The following is an 18,676-nucleotide window of genomic DNA, read 5'->3' as shown; positions in this document are numbered from 1 at the left end:
TTGAAACAAAGGAAACTCTGTTGATCAGAGACGATGAAGTTATATTTAGGATTCAATTCATCTACGAATTGGATCCTTTTTCGATTCTCGTCTTGAATGCAATCCGAATTCAATCAATAATTTTTTACCGGTTATTGATAAACATTTTAATATTAGTCATTAGCTGAGGAGTGGTATTTCCTACATTACCTGGGCCTACTTTAAAGGATTGATAATCGCTCTTTTCAAAATTGTCATAATCTTTTAACCTTTAGGAATATATAAGAGAAAACATCTTTGTCACTAAATTACTAATAGTGGCAAAGATGTTTTCCTGTCTAGATATTTTGATTATGAATACTGCAACTAACCATATCTATCCTATAGTTAGATACACTTTCTGCATATTTATCATATGATACGATTTATTTGTATTATAAACCTTAGTCAGCAGCTTCTTGACGATTACTTTGTTCATCAAGTAATTGTGCCACGTTTATAGTCGGCAAAATAAGTGCTGGAAATTGGTTTGATGCATTAGTTATACCGGATACTAGCGACCGAACATAAGGGTAGAGAATGGCAACAGCATTTTTCTTGATTAAAGTATCAATACCAACTTGATTATGATCTTCTTTCTCATGATAGACAAATTCGCCACTGACGCTCGCCGTAACTATAAATGGATTTTTCTTCTCCGCCAGCGATCCGATATGCACATCAACTGTTACAATAATTTTGTCTTGCTTTGGCGTATTTTTAATTTCAATTTTGGGATTTATACTAATATTCTGGTTAGTTTCCTTATATAAATCGTTTTTTCTATAACTCAACTCATTAACTGTATAGCTTTTAAATTCTAAAACTGCCATTATGCAACACCTCCAACAAATTCTTGAACTTTAAAGATTGTGGTTTCTGAAGAATCATTAGTTTTATAGAAATATTTGGCCGTATCTACATATTCTGTTTCAGTTAAAACCTTAGTTAATTCGGCACTATCACTCGTATCTGAATCATAAGAAGTCAAGAATCCCTGTTTTTCGTAATCTTGTTGTGCTTTTCTAAAAGAGACTTCTTGTGAAAGCGTTTGAACTCGTTTATTGTTCTCTATCTGTGATACTTTTGCATAGCTAATACCTAATCGTTCAGAAAAGACGCGCTGACTTAAGTGCAAATTTTCTCGTAACTTTTTTATTTCATTTGGTTGCATGAATCCTTTTCGATTTCTATAAGCATTAAAGGCCTTTCTAAAATTCTCATTGGGGTCATCAAAATCCAACCAAAGTTCTCCTCGAGAATCTTTCCAGTAATGATTATGGACTATCAAGTCAGATATGTCTTTGACTCGCATGAGTTCGTATTTCCACACCTCCGAATATTCTTCAGTGGTATTTAATTCTTCATTGTAAAAAGTTTTTTTGGTCATAATGAGTACCTCCAAGAACGTAAAGTAAAAATAGTCTATTATTTAAAAGGATATTCCAACGAGTATTCAGCTGGATGAGTTGAAATCCAAAATATTATATTGCCGCCTTTAATTTGAAATTTTAGATAACATTCAATATTTTCGATGTCTAGTCCAAAGAGCCACACATCTCCTGGGATTCTGGGGTGGTGATTATCTGCCATTGGACCATTAACATAATCGCGCCATGTAATTTTTTGATATATATTATCTAAAATTCCATCTAAATCCATACCTAACGTTACTGCTGCTGAATAATTCTTTGCACGATGACTAATTTGCCAATTATTTCTTTTCAACTTTATCAAAGCAACAATCGCTTTGACGTCTTCCTCTTGGGACATTCAAAACCAACTCACAATCGAATTTTCACTTGTAATAACTATATCACAATGTGTTTCCCGTGGGAAACACATTGCACTTTTGCTTGAATTAACAACAACAGCCATTATAGTTTCTAATTTTGATAGATAAATCGTACTTTATACGACACAAAAATAGTGTTGATGAATTTTATCCATCAACACTAAAGATTATAGACCCAAACAGAGTGCTTCAAGTCAGGTCCTTTAATGTCTAGGCGCTTACCGCCATGTCAGACCACTAATGAGTAAAAATTTAATATTCGCTATCACTACTAGCGCTAGCACTAATCCTAAACTGAGCCGATTTAGCCAATAACAATCCGCGGTGGTGGGAAAGACGATAAATTGTAAGTTTAAAACGAGTAGCGCGCAAAACGCACTGCTAGCCAACCACCAAAGTGCATTAGAAAACAAGGTTATCAGTAAGCTGCCCGCTACCACTAGGGTAAACCACGGTTGAATTGGTGTTCGTATTGATTTAGTCGTCATTTTGACCGCCCCCTTATCATGCCTTAATTGTAAGGGGTGCCCGTAAAGTATCGTTAGTCCCAACAGCTGGTTACTTAATTGCCCGAATTAGCAACCAGCTGAGCCATTCGACAGTGAACTAGTCCAAAATAGCCACCACAGAAATTCGATTTCTGTGGTGGCTATTTATCATACTACTGGAATTAATTTAATGATTAATGATATAAGTCAAAACGCCCTTTACTGAAGACCGTTCCTAAATGCGCACTTTCCAAAAGTGAGCGGTCAGTAATAATTTTCTTCAATGCTGATGCCGCGTAGCCATGAACCGGTTTGTTACTACTGAAGATTTCACCAATACCGTCACGATCGCTCAATGAGGCCACGGTCCCACTAGATTCATAGTGGAACGTCGCCGTTGCTTGGTTATGACGCAAAGCGCCAATATTCTTGGCAGCCTGTTCGCCAGCTGCCAGTGCAATTTGAGCTGTGGTTGGATATGGCCGATTGCTTTCGGGATCCATCACTGCAGCGACATCCCCAACAATGAATACTTCGGGATGCCCTTCCAGCGATAAGTCGGGCTTAACTACGACCCGGTTACGGCGCTGATCAAAACCGGAATCAGCAATGACGTGTGAACCACTGACACCAACCGTCCAAATAATAGTGTTAGCCGTAAATTCATGTTCGTTCTTGTCCGCGTCACTGTAAACCACAGCACCCGGTTTGATGGCCTCAATAACGGCACCTAACCGCATTTCGACATTATTCTTTTCCATAAACTTCAAAGCGTAGTCCCGCAATTCCTGCGTAAACATCGGTAAAATTGATGGCATCCGTTCCAAACAAACTAACTTAGCAGCAGGTGTTTGATACTTCGCCTGCAATCTTGGTAACGTCTGGGTCAGTTCACCTAATAATTCGATTCCAGTGAACCCAGCACCACAGACCGCAATCTTCAAATCATTTTTGTCCTTACTGGTACGGTAGGCTTTAAACCGTTCTTCCAAATGTTCATAAACAGCCTGTGAAGTTGCCAAATCATCCATTGGCAAGGCATTTTCATCGGCGCCAGCTACCCCAAATGTTTCTGACTGGAAGCCCAATGCTAATACTAAGTAGTCATAGGTCATTTCAGGATGATCTTCAAAGGTCACTTGTTTTTGTTCAATATCAACGTTCTTGACCGTTGCTTGAACGAACTGGACCCGCTTACCGATAATATCCGGAATCTGATAAGTAATTCGATCAGGTGCGATCGTCCCCGCTGCGACTTCGTGTAAATTAGTCTTCTCCGTATGCGTCGGTGTCTGATCAACAAGAATGATTTCATCCTCAGTTGGTAGACTCTTCTGTAAAAACTTGACGGCTCGCATCCCTGCGTAACCCCCACCTAACACCAAAGTTGTTGCCATGATTTATTAACCCCTTTCATTATTCCTGTTGACTAATGCCGCCTGTCCAGCAATTGTGCTAACCTGCATTGATCACATTAATCCAGTTATAACTTGATAACTACATGGTACACTCTTCACGCCTAAAATTCAGCTAAAACGCCACGCCATTTTAATTGTTCACAATTAATCTAGTTTAGTGATTAAACTTACTCAATATGCTGGGTGACATTAGCCGTGACTAACGACAGACTTTCAAACAAAACTTGTTGTTGGCCCGGCGTTAACTGCTCACCAACCAAGTCTGCACACCACTGCTCATAAGCATGCAATTCCGGGTACAACGCTTGCCCAGCGCTCGTTGGGTACAAACACCGGACCTTTTTATTCTCTGGATGTGTCTGCTTAATCACGTAACCTTTTTTTATTAAGTTCTGAACGGCGCGATAATTCGTGGTTCGATCCATCTTCATTTGGTCAGCCAATTGACTAAAAAATAGGCCAGGCTGCTCACAAATTCGAATTAAATAAATAAACTGATTGTTATTGAGGCCGTATTTCGCAAAACGTTGATTACCCTCGTTCGTGACGATTCGCGACAACGTGCCCATCAATCTTAATGTTGGTATCATAGAAGCTCCTTTTTATTATTGCATATGCAATCATTTGATGATAAACTTAGCACTATGCTAAGGAGGCATCACCATGTGGTCGATTAAAACATTCTCAGAACTAACAACAACTGAATTATACGCTATTTATGAATTGCGCGTCAAAACGTTTGTTGTTGAACAACAACGCATCTATCAGGAAGTCGACGATACTGATTTAAAAGCTTATCATGTCTTTAAAACCGTCAATCAAAATATTGTTGCATACGCACGAATCTTTACAGAAGATGACCATCTCTCCTTCGGCCGGGTCGTGGTGGACAAAAACCAACGCGGACAACACTTGGGCGCTGATTTAATGGCCCATATCGAACAGTTCGTACAGGAACACTATGCTGATTTGCCAATTCAAATTGAAGCCCAAGTGCCAGTACAAGGATTTTACCAGCATTTCGGCTTCACTTCGAGCGGTACCCCTTTTCTATTCAACCACACGCCCCACATCAAAATGACTAAACCTGCGCGACAACGCCAATAGCTGAGCACATCACATCGGCACATATGCGGGGACAAGAGCTGACTTAGCGCTATGCTGATTAGAATCCAAAACTCAAAACGCGTGACTCGGACCACAATCCGAATCACGCGTTTTTAATTGACTCATTTATTCAGCTTTAGATAACCGTTCAACGTCACGCACAATCATCAGCTCTTCATTAGTTGGGACAACCATGACCGTTACCGGTTCGTCATCTTTGCTAATAATTTGTTCCTTACCGTGCATATGATTCTTTTCATCATCCACTGTCACGCCAAAGTATCCTAAGGCTTTAGTGACACGTTCGCGGATCATCCATGAGTTTTCACCCACACCAGCCGTGAAGACAAGGGCATCAATCCCGTTCATTTCAGCAATATAGCTGCCGACATACTTCACAACCCGGTTAACAAAAATATCAATTGCTAATTTTGACCGTTCACGGGTATCTTGCGTCTTATCAAGATCACGCATATCAGGTGACAAACCTGAAATACCAAGTAACCCTGACTTATGATTCAGAATGTCAACAAAGTCTTCCACATCAGAGATCCCTAAATGGCGCATCAAGAATGGAATAATTGAGGCATCAATATCACCGGAACGGGTACTCATGGTAATCCCAGCTAGCGGCGTAAAGCCCATTGAAGTGTCGACGGCTTTACCATGATCAAAAGCCGTGATCGAAGCACCCGACCCTAAATGTAATGTCACTAATTTAAGCGAATCCAATGGTTTCCCCAATAGTTGGGCCGTCCGATTAGCAACGTAACGATGACTTGTGCCATGTGCCCCATACTTCCGCGCGCCAAATTTCTCATAATAATCGTAAGGAATACTATATAGGTAATTAATTTTAGGCATATCCGCATACAGCGAAGTGTCAAACACGGCTACTTGAGTCGCTTTTGGTAATAAATCACGGAATACTTCAATATAATAAGCCTGCGTTGGATTATGTAGCGGCGCATACTCAGATAAATCTTTGATTTTTTTCAAGGTTTGCGAGGTAATAACGACAGAGTCTTTGAAATCTTCGCCACCCGCAACAACCCGATGACCAACCCCAGTGATTTCACTAAGATGAGTCACAATATTATCGCTCTTCAGCCGTGTTAAGACCATTGCAGCGGCTTCTTTTGCATCAATTCGGTCCTTAGTTTCAGAATATTTACTACCATCCGCCTTCTTAATTGTGAAAACGGAATCTGGCAATCCCAGCCGATCAACCATTCCCGATGCGATTACCGTTTCTTCGGGAACACTGAAAAGCTTCCATTTTAAAGTTGAACTGCCGGCGTTAATTGCTAAAATTTTTGCCATGACTATTTTTCCTCCATCCATCATCAAGTGTGCCTAATGCCAGTTTAACTAATAGTGGATACGCTTTCAAGGATTTGTTCACAAACTTTCAATTTTCATAACATTGCAAACTTAATTGTCGGCATATTATTTCTTTCATAAGGCGAAATTAGCCTATAATATAGTTAATAGAAAGTGAGGCGATCATGATGAAAAAAACGTTTACTTGGTCCGTCAGCAACGGCTTTGCTGTCCTCCTCCTGACCGTGGGAACAATTCTTGCTATCATCACTCTTGGTATTAGCTTTGGTTCACCAATCAGTGTCGACGCCATGGTCACAGCAGCGGCTCTGTGGCTAGCCGGTGTCGTCTTCTTACATCCAGCCCCTGTGAGAATTCTAATTCCCGTCATCACATTAGTCAGTCTCAGCCTTGGTTACGCCACCTACTTTAGCACGTCCGGTTCATGGTTGCTTGCGATTTTAGCGACCATTATCACAGCCGGCATCATCAGCTACGGTTTTAGTCTCCGCAAGAGCATTCGCCAACACCACAGCCATTGGTACGATTAACTTCCTAGTCTGATTCATTTTCTTCTAAATCAAAATCGTCAATCTAAACATCGCAACAGGCATCGGCGCCCTTATCGCGATGCTTTTTTATTTAGCTTTCAATCCAGATTGTTAACCCGTATCAGTTTTTCAAAGGCAAAAGTGACCAGCTAAGATTCGCTGGAAAAAATTCGGAATAGCATGCACCCGTCTGGCTAGTTCGTCCTACATTGACTCCTAGGCATTTTCGCCAATTGCTGGAACACGACGAGCCCAGATTCAAGCCGCCGAAGCCCGCGTCTTAAATATTGGTCTGCCGCAGCTTAACCATCATTTAAGGCCACATCACAGAGCCCCGCCCGGCATCATCAATCAACAGCAGACAAACACGAACAGATGTTTTATAATAGGAAGCGACTAAATTCAGAAGGGATGCTCCGATGGCAACTAAGATTGGAATTCGACAATTGGTAGAATTCGTCTTGCGACAAGGCGATTTAAATGAAGTAAAGAATAGCCAGAACACTGCGTTGAACGGTGCTAAGATTCATCGTCAGCTCCAGAGTAGTCGTGGTGAAGACTATGATAGCGAAGTTTACCTGAAAAAAATTGTGACGATGAACGATACTGATTACATTATCGCGGGTCGGGCAGACGGGATTCAGTTAAATGATGATGGGGCGTTGATTGAAGAAATCAAAACATCCGATCAAGTCTTCGAGGACTTAAGTACCAACACGTTGACACTTTACTGGGGGCAGATCAAAGTCTACGGTTACCTGTTACTGCAAGAACATCCCGATCTTGAGCAGGTCACGTTGCAGCTGACCTACTTTCAAGTCATCAATGAAAAAATCACGAAGACCCAGCAAATCCTTCACCGGGCTGAACTAGACGCATTCTTCCACGACTTAATTACAGAATATGAATACTGGTTGACATTACGAGCCGATTTACGACGACAACGAAACGCTTCTATTGAAGACTTGCCATTTCCGTTTCCAGCTTTTCGACCGGGCCAACATGAATTGGCTGGCGCTGTTTATAAGACAATTCGGTTGCAAAAACGCCTCTTTGTCGAAGCACCAACTGGGACGGGGAAAACGATCTCAACGCTATTTCCGGCCATCAAAGCAATGGGCGAAGACGTGATTGAGCGCCTCTTTTATCTGACCGCTAAGCAAAGTACGCGCCACGTTGCTGAAGAAGCGGTCACGCTAATGAGTCATGACGGACTCAAACTGAAAAGCATTACGCTAACTGCCAAGGATCAGATTCGGTTTCCCGAGGAACAAGATGTACTTCCGGAAGATAATCCTTATATGATTGGCTACTACGACCGACTTAAACCAGCACTCAAGGATCTGTTGACCCATGAAGACCAGATTACCCGTTCCGTGATTGAACAGTATGCTCGCAAGCATACTGTCGATCCGTTTGAATTTTCACTCGACACGTCGCTCTTCTGTGATGTGATTATTTGTGACTACAACTATCTTTTTGACCCATTAGTCTATTTACAACGGTTCTTTAGCGAACGTGATGACGACAACTTTTTCCTTGTCGATGAAGTCCACAACCTTGTTAGTCGCTCCCGTGATATGTACTCTGCGGCCGTTAGTGACCAGCCAATCAGTGCGTTGTTAAAATTAGCCAAGCCCGATAAAAGTCAGCCGAGTGACGACTTACAACGCGAACTCAAGAAAGTCCGGCGTAGTTTTACGCGCATCAGTAAAACCTTGATTGATGACCAAGTAACGGAACAGGTGCTACCTGATCCCCCGGACAAATTATTACGCACCCTCAGAACATTTAATGAATTTGTGACTGACTGGTTGGCGCAACAAAAGCCGGGGCCACTGCTCGACGCCGTCCATGACTATTTCTTCGCCTGTCTGACCTTTGTTAAAATTGGCGACCTATATGATGGCAGCTACCAGACGCGCTTCGTCCTTGACGGTCATCACTTAACGATCAAGGAACTCTGCCTAGATCCCAGTGACTTTCTTAATCGGTCATTAGAGCTCGGCAGTGGTGCTGTCCTATTTTCTGCGACGCTGACCCCGATGGCTTACTACCAGCGGGTGCTTGGCGGTGAAGCCAACAGTTTGGCCTACCAGCTTCCATCACCATTTCCACCAAAACATCAGGCCATTCTCGTCACCCAGTACGTCCAGACAACGTATCACGAACGCGAACATAACGTGCCCCGGATTATTGCCAGCTTGCACGCCATGTTGACGGCTAAACGTGGCAACTACCTCGTGTTCTTTCCGTCGTATGGCTATCTGTTGCAGATCAAAACTGCCTTTGAAGCCGCCTACCCTGATGTGGCAACTACCGCCCAAGCCTCGACGATGGATGCAACTGCCCGGCAGACCTTTTTGAACCAGTTTCAGTCAGCACCCTCGCAAACCTTACTCGGTTTCTGCGTACTGGGTGGTATCTTCTCCGAAGGCATTGACTTACGTGGCGACCGTTTGATTGGAGTCGCTATCGTCAGTGTCGGTCTGCCGGGTATCAACCCTGAAACGAACTTGATTCGTGACTACTACGACCATCAAAACGGCTTAGGATTCGCCTACGCTTACCAACTGCCAGGCATGAACAACGTCTTACAGGCTGCTGGACGCCTGATCCGCAGTGCCAAGGACACCGGAATCGTTCTCTTGTTAGACCAACGCTTCGCTAGTCGGCGCTACACAGATTTATTTCCAGCACATTGGCAGTACTATCAGACGATCCAATCAGTCCCGCAGCTCGAAGCAACGATTGCCAACTTTTGGCACCAAATGGAGGTGACTCATTAATGAAGACTAAATTAACTAAACAACTTGAAAGTACTCTCTATCAGTACTGTCTAGAACAGGGCGCCTACGTGGTTGAAGAAGTTGCGATGCCCGCTGATAAAGGGATCGTTGATACATTAAGCTATCAACAACTCCCCGATGGTCAGATTGAATGGCGTTGCTACGAATTGAAAGTCACCAAAGCAGATTTTCATTCAAAGGCCAAACTTTCATTTATCGGTCATTACAATTACTTTGTCTTGCCGCAACAACTTTACCTAGAAGTTCAATCGGAAATTCCAGACCATATTGGTGTATTGATCTACCGTGCTTTTGATCAGCGGGCCCTAGAGCTCGCACCTCAACCGTTGCGAACGCCTGGTTTCCTAACTGTCGCTAAGAAAGCCCAACGCCAAGACTTACAAGTCGAGCAAACGCCCCTTATCAGTCACTTTATCACATCGCTCTTCCGTGAGGTCGATAAAGCCAAGCGTGTGAAGAAAGGACTACAGCTCTACTCTGATGACCAACTCTTCAAAGAATTACGCAAACGGGCCCGCACCGGCTACGACGTTTATGATCCTGAACAAAACTTGTACGATCGCTTCATCGATGACACCCAGAATGACGCGGTGACTGCGCTACAAACAGAATTAGATGCCCGCAATGCCGAATATCAGGCACTCAAACTAAAATATCAGGCGCTAACGGCACCAGATCTGCGTGACCAGTTATGAGCACTTACTACCCCTATCTACGTGGACGGATGTATGATTTGTTAGCCTTAAAAACATTGTGCGAGCAACACCAACTTGGCCCACACATCATCCCAGTAATTGAACCAGTCCGTGACTCCAAAGAATTACAACAAACAGTCACGACTTTTATTGAAGCCCAACAACCATTTAGCATTATTGCAAATCCCCAAGTGAGTGTCTATGGTCTTAATACCGTTAAGCTCCATCCACTTCCGGATCTGCGTCCCTACCCATTTTACCGGCCGGGCGCAATTCTTGCGGCCGATTTTAGTCGCGACTTTCTGACAACCAGTCCTGGTCAAACAAGCTTGCTCATCGCGCCTAACTATCCGTTGCTTAAGGCCTATCAGCATACGACCACTTTACAGCATGCTGGTCATGTCCTAATCCCTGATGAAGCGCGTTTGCACCAACTATTACCACAACACGCGGTCTTATTGACTGATCCCGTGGCAACCCCAGCGCACGTTGCGGACTATCAAGAAATAACTGACGCCTATTTTGCCCCCGCTAACTGGTACCAAACACCGGTTGGCTTTGATGGTTTTGGCGATTACTCACTCATGGGCCGACCCTATTTTGACCACGGTATGCCATCACGCGCAATTGCATTACATCTTATTTATGTTACGGTTAACGGTGACCTGCGCATCCATCATTTTGTTTCGGACAGCAATGCCAATATGCGTGGTCAAAAGCAAAAGTTTTTTGAAGCATTAACAAAGCTCACCGACTGGGCACCCGCACACCTGACGGGACTCAATCGCACCCCCGCACTTGCCACCCTATTGGCCTACGCTGAGGGTGATAAATTCCCAGGGTTAGGAATAATTAAGAAATTAGCAATCATGCACCACTTTCAATTGATGCACCGACTACTAGCACTGAATTGAGGAGAAATGATGGCAAAACAAGAATCTGCTTGGAAACAAATGATCCATTTCTATCGTCATGATTACGAAGAGCAACATGCTCCGATGTTATACGGCGACATTTGGCTGAAGACCAAATCACATGACCGGCTTCTACTGGGGTTAAGTGACCAAGGACAACACAATCTAGGTGTCGTTCATCAACTCGATTTACCAACTAAGGGCCAGCACCTCGTGGCAGGTGATCCGCTCGTCACGATTACGGACGATCAAGGGGCGCATCTGGTGTCAACACCCTTTAGTGGCACCGTTCAGAAGCTTAACAAAGACCTACAAGCGGCACCCCAATCGCTCATTAACAATAAACAAACCGACAACTGGCTGGTCCAATTAAAGGCCGACTAATTTCGAGTTACCAAAAGTAAGTTGGCTGACATTCAAACAAACGCTTACATTTCCACTAAAAGAACTCGTAAATTGGCTTAACTAAGCTTAGTCACGACATCAGCGGTTGCCAGTCCCAGTGATATCACGCTTCGAACTTTAATCACAACATTTGGTTATGTTAACCAACAGACACCGTCTTCATTTGTAAACAGCCTTGATTGACCCGCTCAGAAACAATTGCGCCGCGCGTTATATTACAAAAGATTACAAAACACGCCGTTTATTACAAGAATTAGGGTAATTCGTAAAACTCCTGCTATTTCCCTGTCACAATCGCCAGTTATACTAGGTACCATTGAGTGCTTGGAAGATTCGCGGGGCCAAGCCAAATTCGGACTAAAAAATAGGAGTGTACATTACAAATGAAGATTAAGAATGCTTTATTATCAACTGCTGCCGCTACTGCTAGTCTCTTTGCCATTGGTGCTACCGCTCAAGCTGCTACGGTAACTGTTAAAGCCGGTGACACGGTTTCTGCCATTGCTGCTGATCATAACACGACGATTGATGCGATCCAACAAGCTAACCACTTAAAAGACGTTAACTTGATCTTAGTTGGTCAACAACTTGAAGTAAATGGTGATAGCACTACCACGACTTCAACACAGACGACTCAACAAACGACTACGACACAATCATCAGCTCAGACTAGTCAAACTCAAGCTCAACCGAGCCAAGCTAGCCAGACCCAATCAAGTCAAACACAAACTAGCAAACCTGCTGCTCAGACGACGACTCAAACGTCTAGTTCAACATCAAACTATAGCAACAATGGTTCTGATAGTGCTGCTAAGGCTTGGATTGCTGGTAAAGAATCTGGTGGTTCATATTCTGCTCGTAACGGTCAATACATCGGTAAGTACCAATTAAGTGCTTCATACTTAAACGGTGACTACTCCGCTGCCAACCAAGAACGTGTTGCTAACAGTTATGTTGCTTCACGTTATGGTTCATGGAGCAACGCCAAGAGTCATTGGCTTGCTAATGGCTGGTACTAAAAAGCCACTTTAAATTAATAAATAAATGCAAAGATTGCGGATCATTTCTGATTCGCAATCTTTTTTTCTACTATTAAATCCGTGCTGAAGCACGTGTGTCCCCCACCAATACCCATTATAAAGTTACTCAGTTGCTAAGTGACTTTATAATAGGCCTTAGCACTTAGCATGCTGACAACCCGTTATTTAGATATGCGATATGCTTATTCTAGCAACCGCTTTAAGACGGACACGATCCAGACCTGCTAGTTGTCTCCCCCAATCGACGACCCACTCTCCCAACCAAAATACCACATGTTTTTATTTAACAATTCACCAACCTTAACGGAGAAAATCCAACTAATTTCCTGACTAAGTACAGTCCCGAACCCCCGACAGTTTGACGACTAGTCCACAACGACAACCACATACCATTCAGCTATGGCGTAATACTAACCTAGTAACGTTTTAGTAGCGATCGTCATGGGCTACTTTTGGCATAAACCTACTATAGTAATACTTAATTAATCGACGCCTTCGTTAACCGACCACAAGTGACTACACGATGCGCAACTTCTATCAATTATCTGCTTTACCGAAAAATAATTAGTCAGTGCCACGTCTCCAAGCAATAAAATGACTAGTTAAGTGTCACTATAATCCGACTTCCCGACAAATTAACCCGTCAAAATTCACTAGTTAAGTGCTTAAAATTATCGATAATCCTCGTTGACTTTTCATAAATCGACCAAAAGTGATCGCTTTTATCGGATAAAGCGGCTAATTTTCATCATTAGTTTCCCCGCTTAATCATTGTCGTTATTGATTTTCTAGCTAGTTAATCGGGATTGGTAGCGCTATTTTACATGAAATCCGGCTCAAATATTACAATTCATTACAAAAACGGCCTTATATTACAAGCACCCCCTAAAAACGTAATGTTCTGATTATTGCACTGCAACACTCACTAGTTATACTAGTCACTGTTGATTGGTTGAGACATCAACTGCTCGACCAATAGAAAATATATGTAAATAATCGAACACACGCAAATTATAGGAGAGTGTATTAATTATTATGAAGATCAAAAACCTTGTATTATCATCAACTGCTGCATTAGCTTTATTCGCTATCTCAACAACGGTTGCCAACGCTGATACTTATACTGTTAAGGCCGGCGATACTGTTTCAGCAATTGCCCAAGCTCACAACACTTCAGTTTCAGCCATTGAAAAGGCAAACAAGTTAGCTAATGTTAACTTAATCTTCATTGGTGATAAGCTTGAAGTCAATGGTACTACTACAACAACCACGACTTCTGCTGCTACAAGTGCTGCACCACAATCAGCAACTAGCCAAGCTACTTCTTCAGCTGCTTCAACTGCAACGAGTGCCAGTGCTACTAGTGCTTCTTCACAATCAGTTGCTAGCCAAGCTACTAGTTCTGCTACTACTTCTTCAGCTGCTAGCCAAGCTACTTCAAGTGTTGCAACGAGTGCTGCTTCTTCAGCAAGCTCAACGCAATCAGCTGCTAGCCAAGCTTCAAGTTCTGCTGCAACCACTAGTCAAGCTTCATCAAGTGCTACTAGCTCAGCTGCATCATCAACAGCTTCAACAACCTCAACGACTTCAAGCTACACTGGTAGTAACTTAAAGAGCTACGTATTAAGCCAAATGCAATCACGGACTGGCGTTTCAGCTTCAACTTGGAACACGATCATCACGCGTGAATCAAACTGGAACTCAACGGTCAAGAACAGTACTTCTGGTGCCTATGGTTTATTCCAAAACATGCACATCAGCAGTGGCTCTGTTGAAGACCAAGTTAACGCTGCCGTTAGCTTATACAACGCACAAGGCATGGCTGCTTGGGCTTTATAAAATAACTGATTACTAACGAACAGCGTAATGACATTAATTGTCGTTACGCTGTTTTTTTATGCTCAGATTCATTTAAAAGGCGTATGCTTAGTAGCGAGAATACGAGGAAGGATCTGAGGAGATGCGCCACGAAACCAAATTAGTCATCACACTATGGGGTGGCATATTAGGCAGTATGTTGTTGATTGGCCTGATTTTCCAGCTACCACGCTTAACCCAACTCCCATCCTCATTAACAACTGGGGTCGAAGAGCTGTTCTTTTTAGCAATTGCACTCATATTAAATCGTGACTGGCTACGGCAAACCTTAAAATTTGGGGTATCGGCAACTTGGCGTCGGCAAATCCGGCCCATCATTCCAACCTTAATCGTAGCCGCACTAATTGGATTATATACGTTAGCAACCGCCCAACAACTGACAAACACCCTGACCCTGTTATTCGTTGCCATATTGATCAGCCTGTTCGAAGAGACCTTTTTTCGCGGAATGTTGTTTCAGGCCAGCCAGTCAACATTGGGTGTAGGTAGAGCTGCAGTCTTCACTAGTATCCTCTTCAGTTTGACCCATCTAATCAATCTTGGTCACCAAACACTTAGTTTAACCCTATTGCAATTGGGCTTTACGTTCGTACTGGGGCTACTATTATGTTTAATCACGGCACAGACAACATCGCTACTATGGCCATTGTTGATTCACACCGTCAATGACTTCTTTAGCATGATGGAACCTCCAATCAATTTGCCCGGTATAACGACGACTAGTTTTCAAATCATCGAAATCGCGGTCATTATCCTATTAATACTGCCGATTCTACGCCAAAATCACCAGTGGCTGTCATAATGACCACCGGCAACTAATCGATCCGTAATTAATATAACCAACACCTTCAATGTGACCTATACTAAAGTTAGCATTAACTTCTGGAGGGGATTTCGATGTCATCAACCAAACGCGGCTGGGGAGCCGCTATTAGTATTTTCATTTTAGTACCAATTCTTTTTAAATTAATTGCCTGGCTACCAGTACCAACTTTATACAGTGGGCTGGTCCAAGACTTGCTTGTATTACTTATTTTCCTGCTATTAAATCATTTTTGGTTTAAAATATCGATTCAGTGGTGGCAATCGCAATCACTCGTACGACAATGCTTGCAGCTCATCCCGGGAATTATTATTTTATTACTACCAATGACGAGCAACTTCATCAAGCTATGTCATCTTGCTTGGACCCCAACGTTAATTCTCTATATTGGCTACGCCCTAGTTATCGGGATCACTGAGGAATATATCTATCGGGGCATGCTCCTGCCACTACTACGACAATGCTTCCCTCACCGACTCATGCTAGCCATTTGTATCGACAGTTTACTATTTGGTCTTACCCACCTACTCATTAACAGCAGCCAGCTGACCCTCAGCTACGTCATCCCACAAGTCTTTTATGCTGCAGCGGGTGGCCTGATTTTTTGCGGCCTTTATCTACGAACCAATAACTTAGTCTGGCCGATTTTCTTGCACGCCTTATCGGACGTATCCGTCGTCGTTAGTTTGGCCACGCATACCCACACCGCGGCCAAGTTGAGTATTCCGGTTGCTTACGCGATTGGCATCTCGGTGCTCTATCTCGTCTTGTTTATCATCATCGCCTTTATCGTTCGCTGGCAAGTTCGCCCTCAAAAACGATTGTTGTCTCGTTAGCAATTCACAGTAATCAAAAAATGAGTCCCCAGAATCAAATCATTCTGAGAACTCATTTTTAGTGACTTATCTTGACAAAAATGCGATTGTACGCGTCAACTCACGTCTGATTCAATCGTAAGATCACCCTAGGTTTCCGCCACAAATTTGTGCTTTTCTAATCGGTAGGAGTGGTCACAAACGTCCGCAACATCCGGTTCATGCGTGACAATAATGACGCACTTCTTTTGTTCATGCGCAATTTTTTGAAATTGGTCAATCACATATTTCGTATTTTCTTCATCCAAATTACCGGTTGGTTCATCCGCAACCACTAGTTTAGCATCGCACACCATGGTCCGTGCAATCGCCACCCGTTGCTGCTGACCACCAGATAAGCGTTGAACATTCTTCTTCATCTGATCATCTGTAATACCTAACCGTCGTAACATCTTCATCGCATAATCCTTGTCACCACGGTGTTCCGAGTTCGTAATTGCCATGGCAGTCATCAGATTATTCAATGGTGACATATACGTCAACAAATTATATGATTGAAAAACGATTGCCACTTTGGACTTCCGATAGTTCGTCAGACCAATCTTATTGATTGGTTCACCATTGAGTTCAATTTGCCCAGCCCGCGGTTTATCTAGACCCGCCAGCAGTGAGAGGAAGGTCGTCTTACCGGAACCACTTTGACCAACAATGGCATACGAAGTCCCCGACTTAAATTCAAGGTTTACATTCTCAAATAGACTATTTTCTTGGCGGTCATACCAGTAACCAAGATCATTTACTTTTAACATTGCCGCCCCTCCTAATCAATTAAAACTTTCTTCGGCTGTAGTCGTAGTATGCCACCAGAAGCCAGCATAATCGACAGGAACATGATGGCTAAGCCAAAGCCGCCGAGTTCAACTAAATCCATTACCGTGACATTAATATCTAAGTTCGTGTCGGTCGTGGCACTGGCATTACCAGTCTGACCGCCACCACTAGGCATATTGCCGCTTGGCTTGCTACCACCAGTGTTACCACTAGGGGCGCCGCCACCGACACCAGGCTGACCCTGCTGACTAGTTGAACTCGTCGTAGTCGTTGCAGTCGTCGTTTGTTGTGAAACTAACTGGTCACCCAGCTTATTACCAACAAACTTACCACCGAATCCGGCTAAGACAACTGAGACGATCAAGACCATCACCATTTCAGCAAAGAATTGAGCGACAATCTTCCAACGGCTCTCACCTAATGATAACAAGACACCAATTTCATAGCGGCGTTCACGAATCATCAAGATAACGATTAAAGCTAAGATAATCGTTCCAGCAATCGCAACGAGCCAGACAATCTTATCCGCAAATGATTTAACGTTATTCATCGAACTCTTAACCGTTTGGTAACTGCTATCATCCGTTGACAACGAATACTTCGACGTATTGATCAACTGTTTACCAGACGTTTTGACGCTGCTAACTTTAGCGGGGTCTGAGATTGCAAAAGTCACAGAATCAGCTGTGTTCTTGTACTTAGAACCCTTGACCGTGTTAGCGAACGTGTATGACGTGTAAATACTGTTGCTGACATCGGTACTACCAGGACCTTGTTGCGTACTTGCACTAGATGACGCTTTATAGATCCCAACGATCTTCATCGTGTAAGTCTTCTTATCACCGGTCGTTGCTTTTAACTTAATCGTATCACCGACGCTCAGGCTATCTTCCTTAGCCAATTCACTTTCGATGACAACGTTGTTAGTGCCTTCATCACTAGCTGTAATACCGCGGCCCTTCGTAATTTTACTTGAGCTACTTTCAAAGGTTGAGACGCTGTTCGTATTAGTGACCCCAGTAATCGAGATATCACCAGTACCACTGCTACTTGAGCCACCCATACCTTTCATCCCACCACCAGTACTACTACCTGATGTTGAAATCGTATCAAAGCCCTTCGCATTAGCGGAAGTTGAGACGGTCGCATTGTAACTTGAAACGTTGCTAAGCTTGGCGATTTTCTTCGCATCACTCAGTTTAACGGGCGATGTCGTCAACTTAGGCCGACTACTTTTACTCGTCGACGTGGCGCTGCGCATCTTCTTAAAAGCCGCCTCCCGGTTAGCAGATAAAGTGACGGTCGCCCCGACACTTTTCTTGGCATTACTAGTTGCCGTATCGGCAGCATTCCTAATCAATAACCCGGCCAATACAAACAGCATGATTGCTGATGTAACAAGTACTAATAGAATTGAACGGCCTTTTTTTGCCGTTAGATTGAGCCATGCGCGTTTAAAAAAATTCACGCTTAAACCCTCCTTCAGATAAAGTATTGGTATGACAATTGCTTTGCACTGCTTTTAACCTACACGGGAAATCTGACTAATTTGTGAACTTGCTGGGTTTATTTATGGGTCTGAAACCGAAGATTTTTCAATTTGCTAGCTAAGCCCCTGAAAGGCTGGTTGTGCTTGCTACTACTAGCATTGCACCGTATCGGAGGCCCGTTTAAATGCGTTAGTCAGCACTTTCGCTGAACACCAAATAGTCGCGACAAGAATTAGCAATTAATTCTTGTCGCGACTATTGAACTTATTGATTAA

The 18,676-nt window shown here is 43.2% G+C and carries 19 protein-coding genes; 10 read left to right on the top strand and 9 right to left on the bottom strand.

Going from position 1 to position 18,676, the window contains the following annotated elements; translation table 11 throughout:
• Positions 1 to 422 precede the first annotated feature (422 nt).
• The 6 genes from MZO41_RS04010 to MZO41_RS03985 form a co-directional block, all read right to left on the bottom strand.
• Positions 423 to 851: a protein-export chaperone SecB gene (locus tag MZO41_RS04010; protein ID WP_003641890.1), complete on the bottom strand. Its 429-nt coding sequence runs from the start codon at positions 849 to 851 to the stop codon at positions 423 to 425.
• Positions 851 to 1,408 carry a helix-turn-helix domain-containing protein gene (locus tag MZO41_RS04005; protein ID WP_003641889.1) on the bottom strand — a complete coding sequence of 186 codons (558 nt, stop codon included), beginning with the start codon at positions 1,406 to 1,408 and terminating at the stop codon, positions 851 to 853. Before MZO41_RS04005 ends, MZO41_RS04010 begins: the two co-directional genes overlap by 1 nt.
• Before the next feature lie 38 nt (positions 1,409 to 1,446).
• The gene (locus tag MZO41_RS04000) at positions 1,447 to 1,791 is read right to left on the bottom strand and encodes a hypothetical protein (RefSeq protein ID WP_003641888.1); all 345 of its coding nucleotides are present in this window, start codon (positions 1,789 to 1,791) and stop codon (positions 1,447 to 1,449) included.
• 240 nt (positions 1,792 to 2,031) lie between these two features.
• Positions 2,032 to 2,364 carry a hypothetical protein gene (locus MZO41_RS03995; protein WP_013355158.1) on the bottom strand — a complete coding sequence of 111 codons (333 nt, stop codon included), beginning with the start codon at positions 2,362 to 2,364 and terminating at the stop codon, positions 2,032 to 2,034.
• A 131-nt stretch (positions 2,365 to 2,495) separates the two neighbouring features.
• Positions 2,496 to 3,698 carry an NAD(P)/FAD-dependent oxidoreductase gene (locus MZO41_RS03990; RefSeq protein ID WP_011100962.1) on the bottom strand — a complete coding sequence of 401 codons (1,203 nt, stop codon included), beginning with the start codon at positions 3,696 to 3,698 and terminating at the stop codon, positions 2,496 to 2,498.
• 188 nt (positions 3,699 to 3,886) lie between these two features.
• On the bottom strand, positions 3,887 to 4,309 hold the full coding sequence (locus tag MZO41_RS03985) for a MarR family winged helix-turn-helix transcriptional regulator (RefSeq protein WP_003641885.1): 423 nt from the start codon (positions 4,307 to 4,309) through the stop codon (positions 3,887 to 3,889).
• Between the two features lie 73 nt (positions 4,310 to 4,382).
• Between MZO41_RS03985 and MZO41_RS03980 the strand changes: the two genes are divergently transcribed.
• Positions 4,383 to 4,826 (top strand): GNAT family N-acetyltransferase, encoded by a 444-nt coding sequence (locus tag MZO41_RS03980; protein WP_013355157.1) that lies wholly within the window; start codon positions 4,383 to 4,385, stop codon positions 4,824 to 4,826.
• Positions 4,827 to 4,952: 126 nt separating this feature from the next.
• Here MZO41_RS03980 and MZO41_RS03975 read toward each other — a convergent pair whose 3' ends face one another.
• Positions 4,953 to 6,149, bottom strand: a complete 1,197-nt coding sequence (locus MZO41_RS03975) for an acetate/propionate family kinase (RefSeq protein WP_013355156.1) — start codon at positions 6,147 to 6,149, stop codon at positions 4,953 to 4,955.
• A 188-nt stretch (positions 6,150 to 6,337) separates the two neighbouring features.
• On the opposite strand from MZO41_RS03975, the gene MZO41_RS03970 reads away from it, so the two are divergent.
• The 9 genes from MZO41_RS03970 to MZO41_RS03930 all read left to right on the top strand — a co-directional run bounded on the left by MZO41_RS03970 (position 6,338) and on the right by MZO41_RS03930 (position 16,101).
• Positions 6,338 to 6,700: a hypothetical protein gene (locus MZO41_RS03970; RefSeq protein ID WP_003646418.1), complete on the top strand. Its 363-nt coding sequence runs from the start codon at positions 6,338 to 6,340 to the stop codon at positions 6,698 to 6,700.
• Between the two features lie 419 nt (positions 6,701 to 7,119).
• Positions 7,120 to 9,489 carry an ATP-dependent DNA helicase gene (locus MZO41_RS03965; RefSeq protein ID WP_013355155.1) on the top strand — a complete coding sequence of 790 codons (2,370 nt, stop codon included), beginning with the start codon at positions 7,120 to 7,122 and terminating at the stop codon, positions 9,487 to 9,489.
• Positions 9,489 to 10,205 (top strand): hypothetical protein, encoded by a 717-nt coding sequence (locus tag MZO41_RS03960; RefSeq protein WP_003641880.1) that lies wholly within the window; start codon positions 9,489 to 9,491, stop codon positions 10,203 to 10,205. Before MZO41_RS03965 ends, MZO41_RS03960 begins: the two co-directional genes overlap by 1 nt.
• Complete coding sequence (locus MZO41_RS03955; RefSeq protein WP_003643727.1) at positions 10,202 to 11,119, top strand: sce7725 family protein; 918 nt, start codon at positions 10,202 to 10,204, stop codon at positions 11,117 to 11,119. The genes MZO41_RS03960 and MZO41_RS03955 overlap by 4 nt, the downstream gene beginning before the upstream one ends.
• Positions 11,120 to 11,128: 9 nt before the next feature.
• On the top strand, positions 11,129 to 11,503 hold the full coding sequence (locus tag MZO41_RS03950; RefSeq protein WP_003643726.1) for a glycine cleavage system H family protein: 375 nt from the start codon (positions 11,129 to 11,131) through the stop codon (positions 11,501 to 11,503).
• A gap of 404 nt (positions 11,504 to 11,907) precedes the next feature.
• Complete coding sequence (gene apf / locus MZO41_RS03945) at positions 11,908 to 12,543, top strand: aggregation-promoting factor (RefSeq protein ID WP_013355153.1); 636 nt, start codon at positions 11,908 to 11,910, stop codon at positions 12,541 to 12,543.
• 1,056 nt (positions 12,544 to 13,599) lie between these two features.
• Positions 13,600 to 14,403 (top strand): LysM peptidoglycan-binding domain-containing protein, encoded by an 804-nt coding sequence (locus tag MZO41_RS03940; RefSeq protein ID WP_013355152.1) that lies wholly within the window; start codon positions 13,600 to 13,602, stop codon positions 14,401 to 14,403.
• A gap of 121 nt (positions 14,404 to 14,524) precedes the next feature.
• Positions 14,525 to 15,244 (top strand): CPBP family intramembrane glutamic endopeptidase, encoded by a 720-nt coding sequence (locus MZO41_RS03935; protein ID WP_058906753.1) that lies wholly within the window; start codon positions 14,525 to 14,527, stop codon positions 15,242 to 15,244.
• Positions 15,245 to 15,339: 95 nt separating this feature from the next.
• On the top strand, positions 15,340 to 16,101 hold the full coding sequence (locus MZO41_RS03930) for a CPBP family intramembrane glutamic endopeptidase (protein WP_011100955.1): 762 nt from the start codon (positions 15,340 to 15,342) through the stop codon (positions 16,099 to 16,101).
• 128 nt (positions 16,102 to 16,229) lie between these two features.
• On the opposite strand, the gene MZO41_RS03925 is transcribed toward MZO41_RS03930, so the two are convergent.
• Positions 16,230 to 16,889 (bottom strand): ABC transporter ATP-binding protein, encoded by a 660-nt coding sequence (locus MZO41_RS03925; protein ID WP_003641873.1) that lies wholly within the window; start codon positions 16,887 to 16,889, stop codon positions 16,230 to 16,232.
• 11 nt (positions 16,890 to 16,900) lie between these two features.
• Positions 16,901 to 18,379, bottom strand: a complete 1,479-nt coding sequence (locus MZO41_RS03920; RefSeq protein ID WP_013355151.1) for an ABC transporter permease — start codon at positions 18,377 to 18,379, stop codon at positions 16,901 to 16,903.
• Positions 18,380 to 18,676 lie beyond the last annotated feature (297 nt).

Source organism: Lactiplantibacillus sp. C232 (genome assembly GCF_023806725.1).
In the GTDB taxonomy this organism is placed as follows: domain Bacteria; phylum Bacillota; class Bacilli; order Lactobacillales; family Lactobacillaceae; genus Lactiplantibacillus; species Lactiplantibacillus plantarum.
This window is presented reverse-complemented; position numbering and strand designations above follow the sequence as displayed.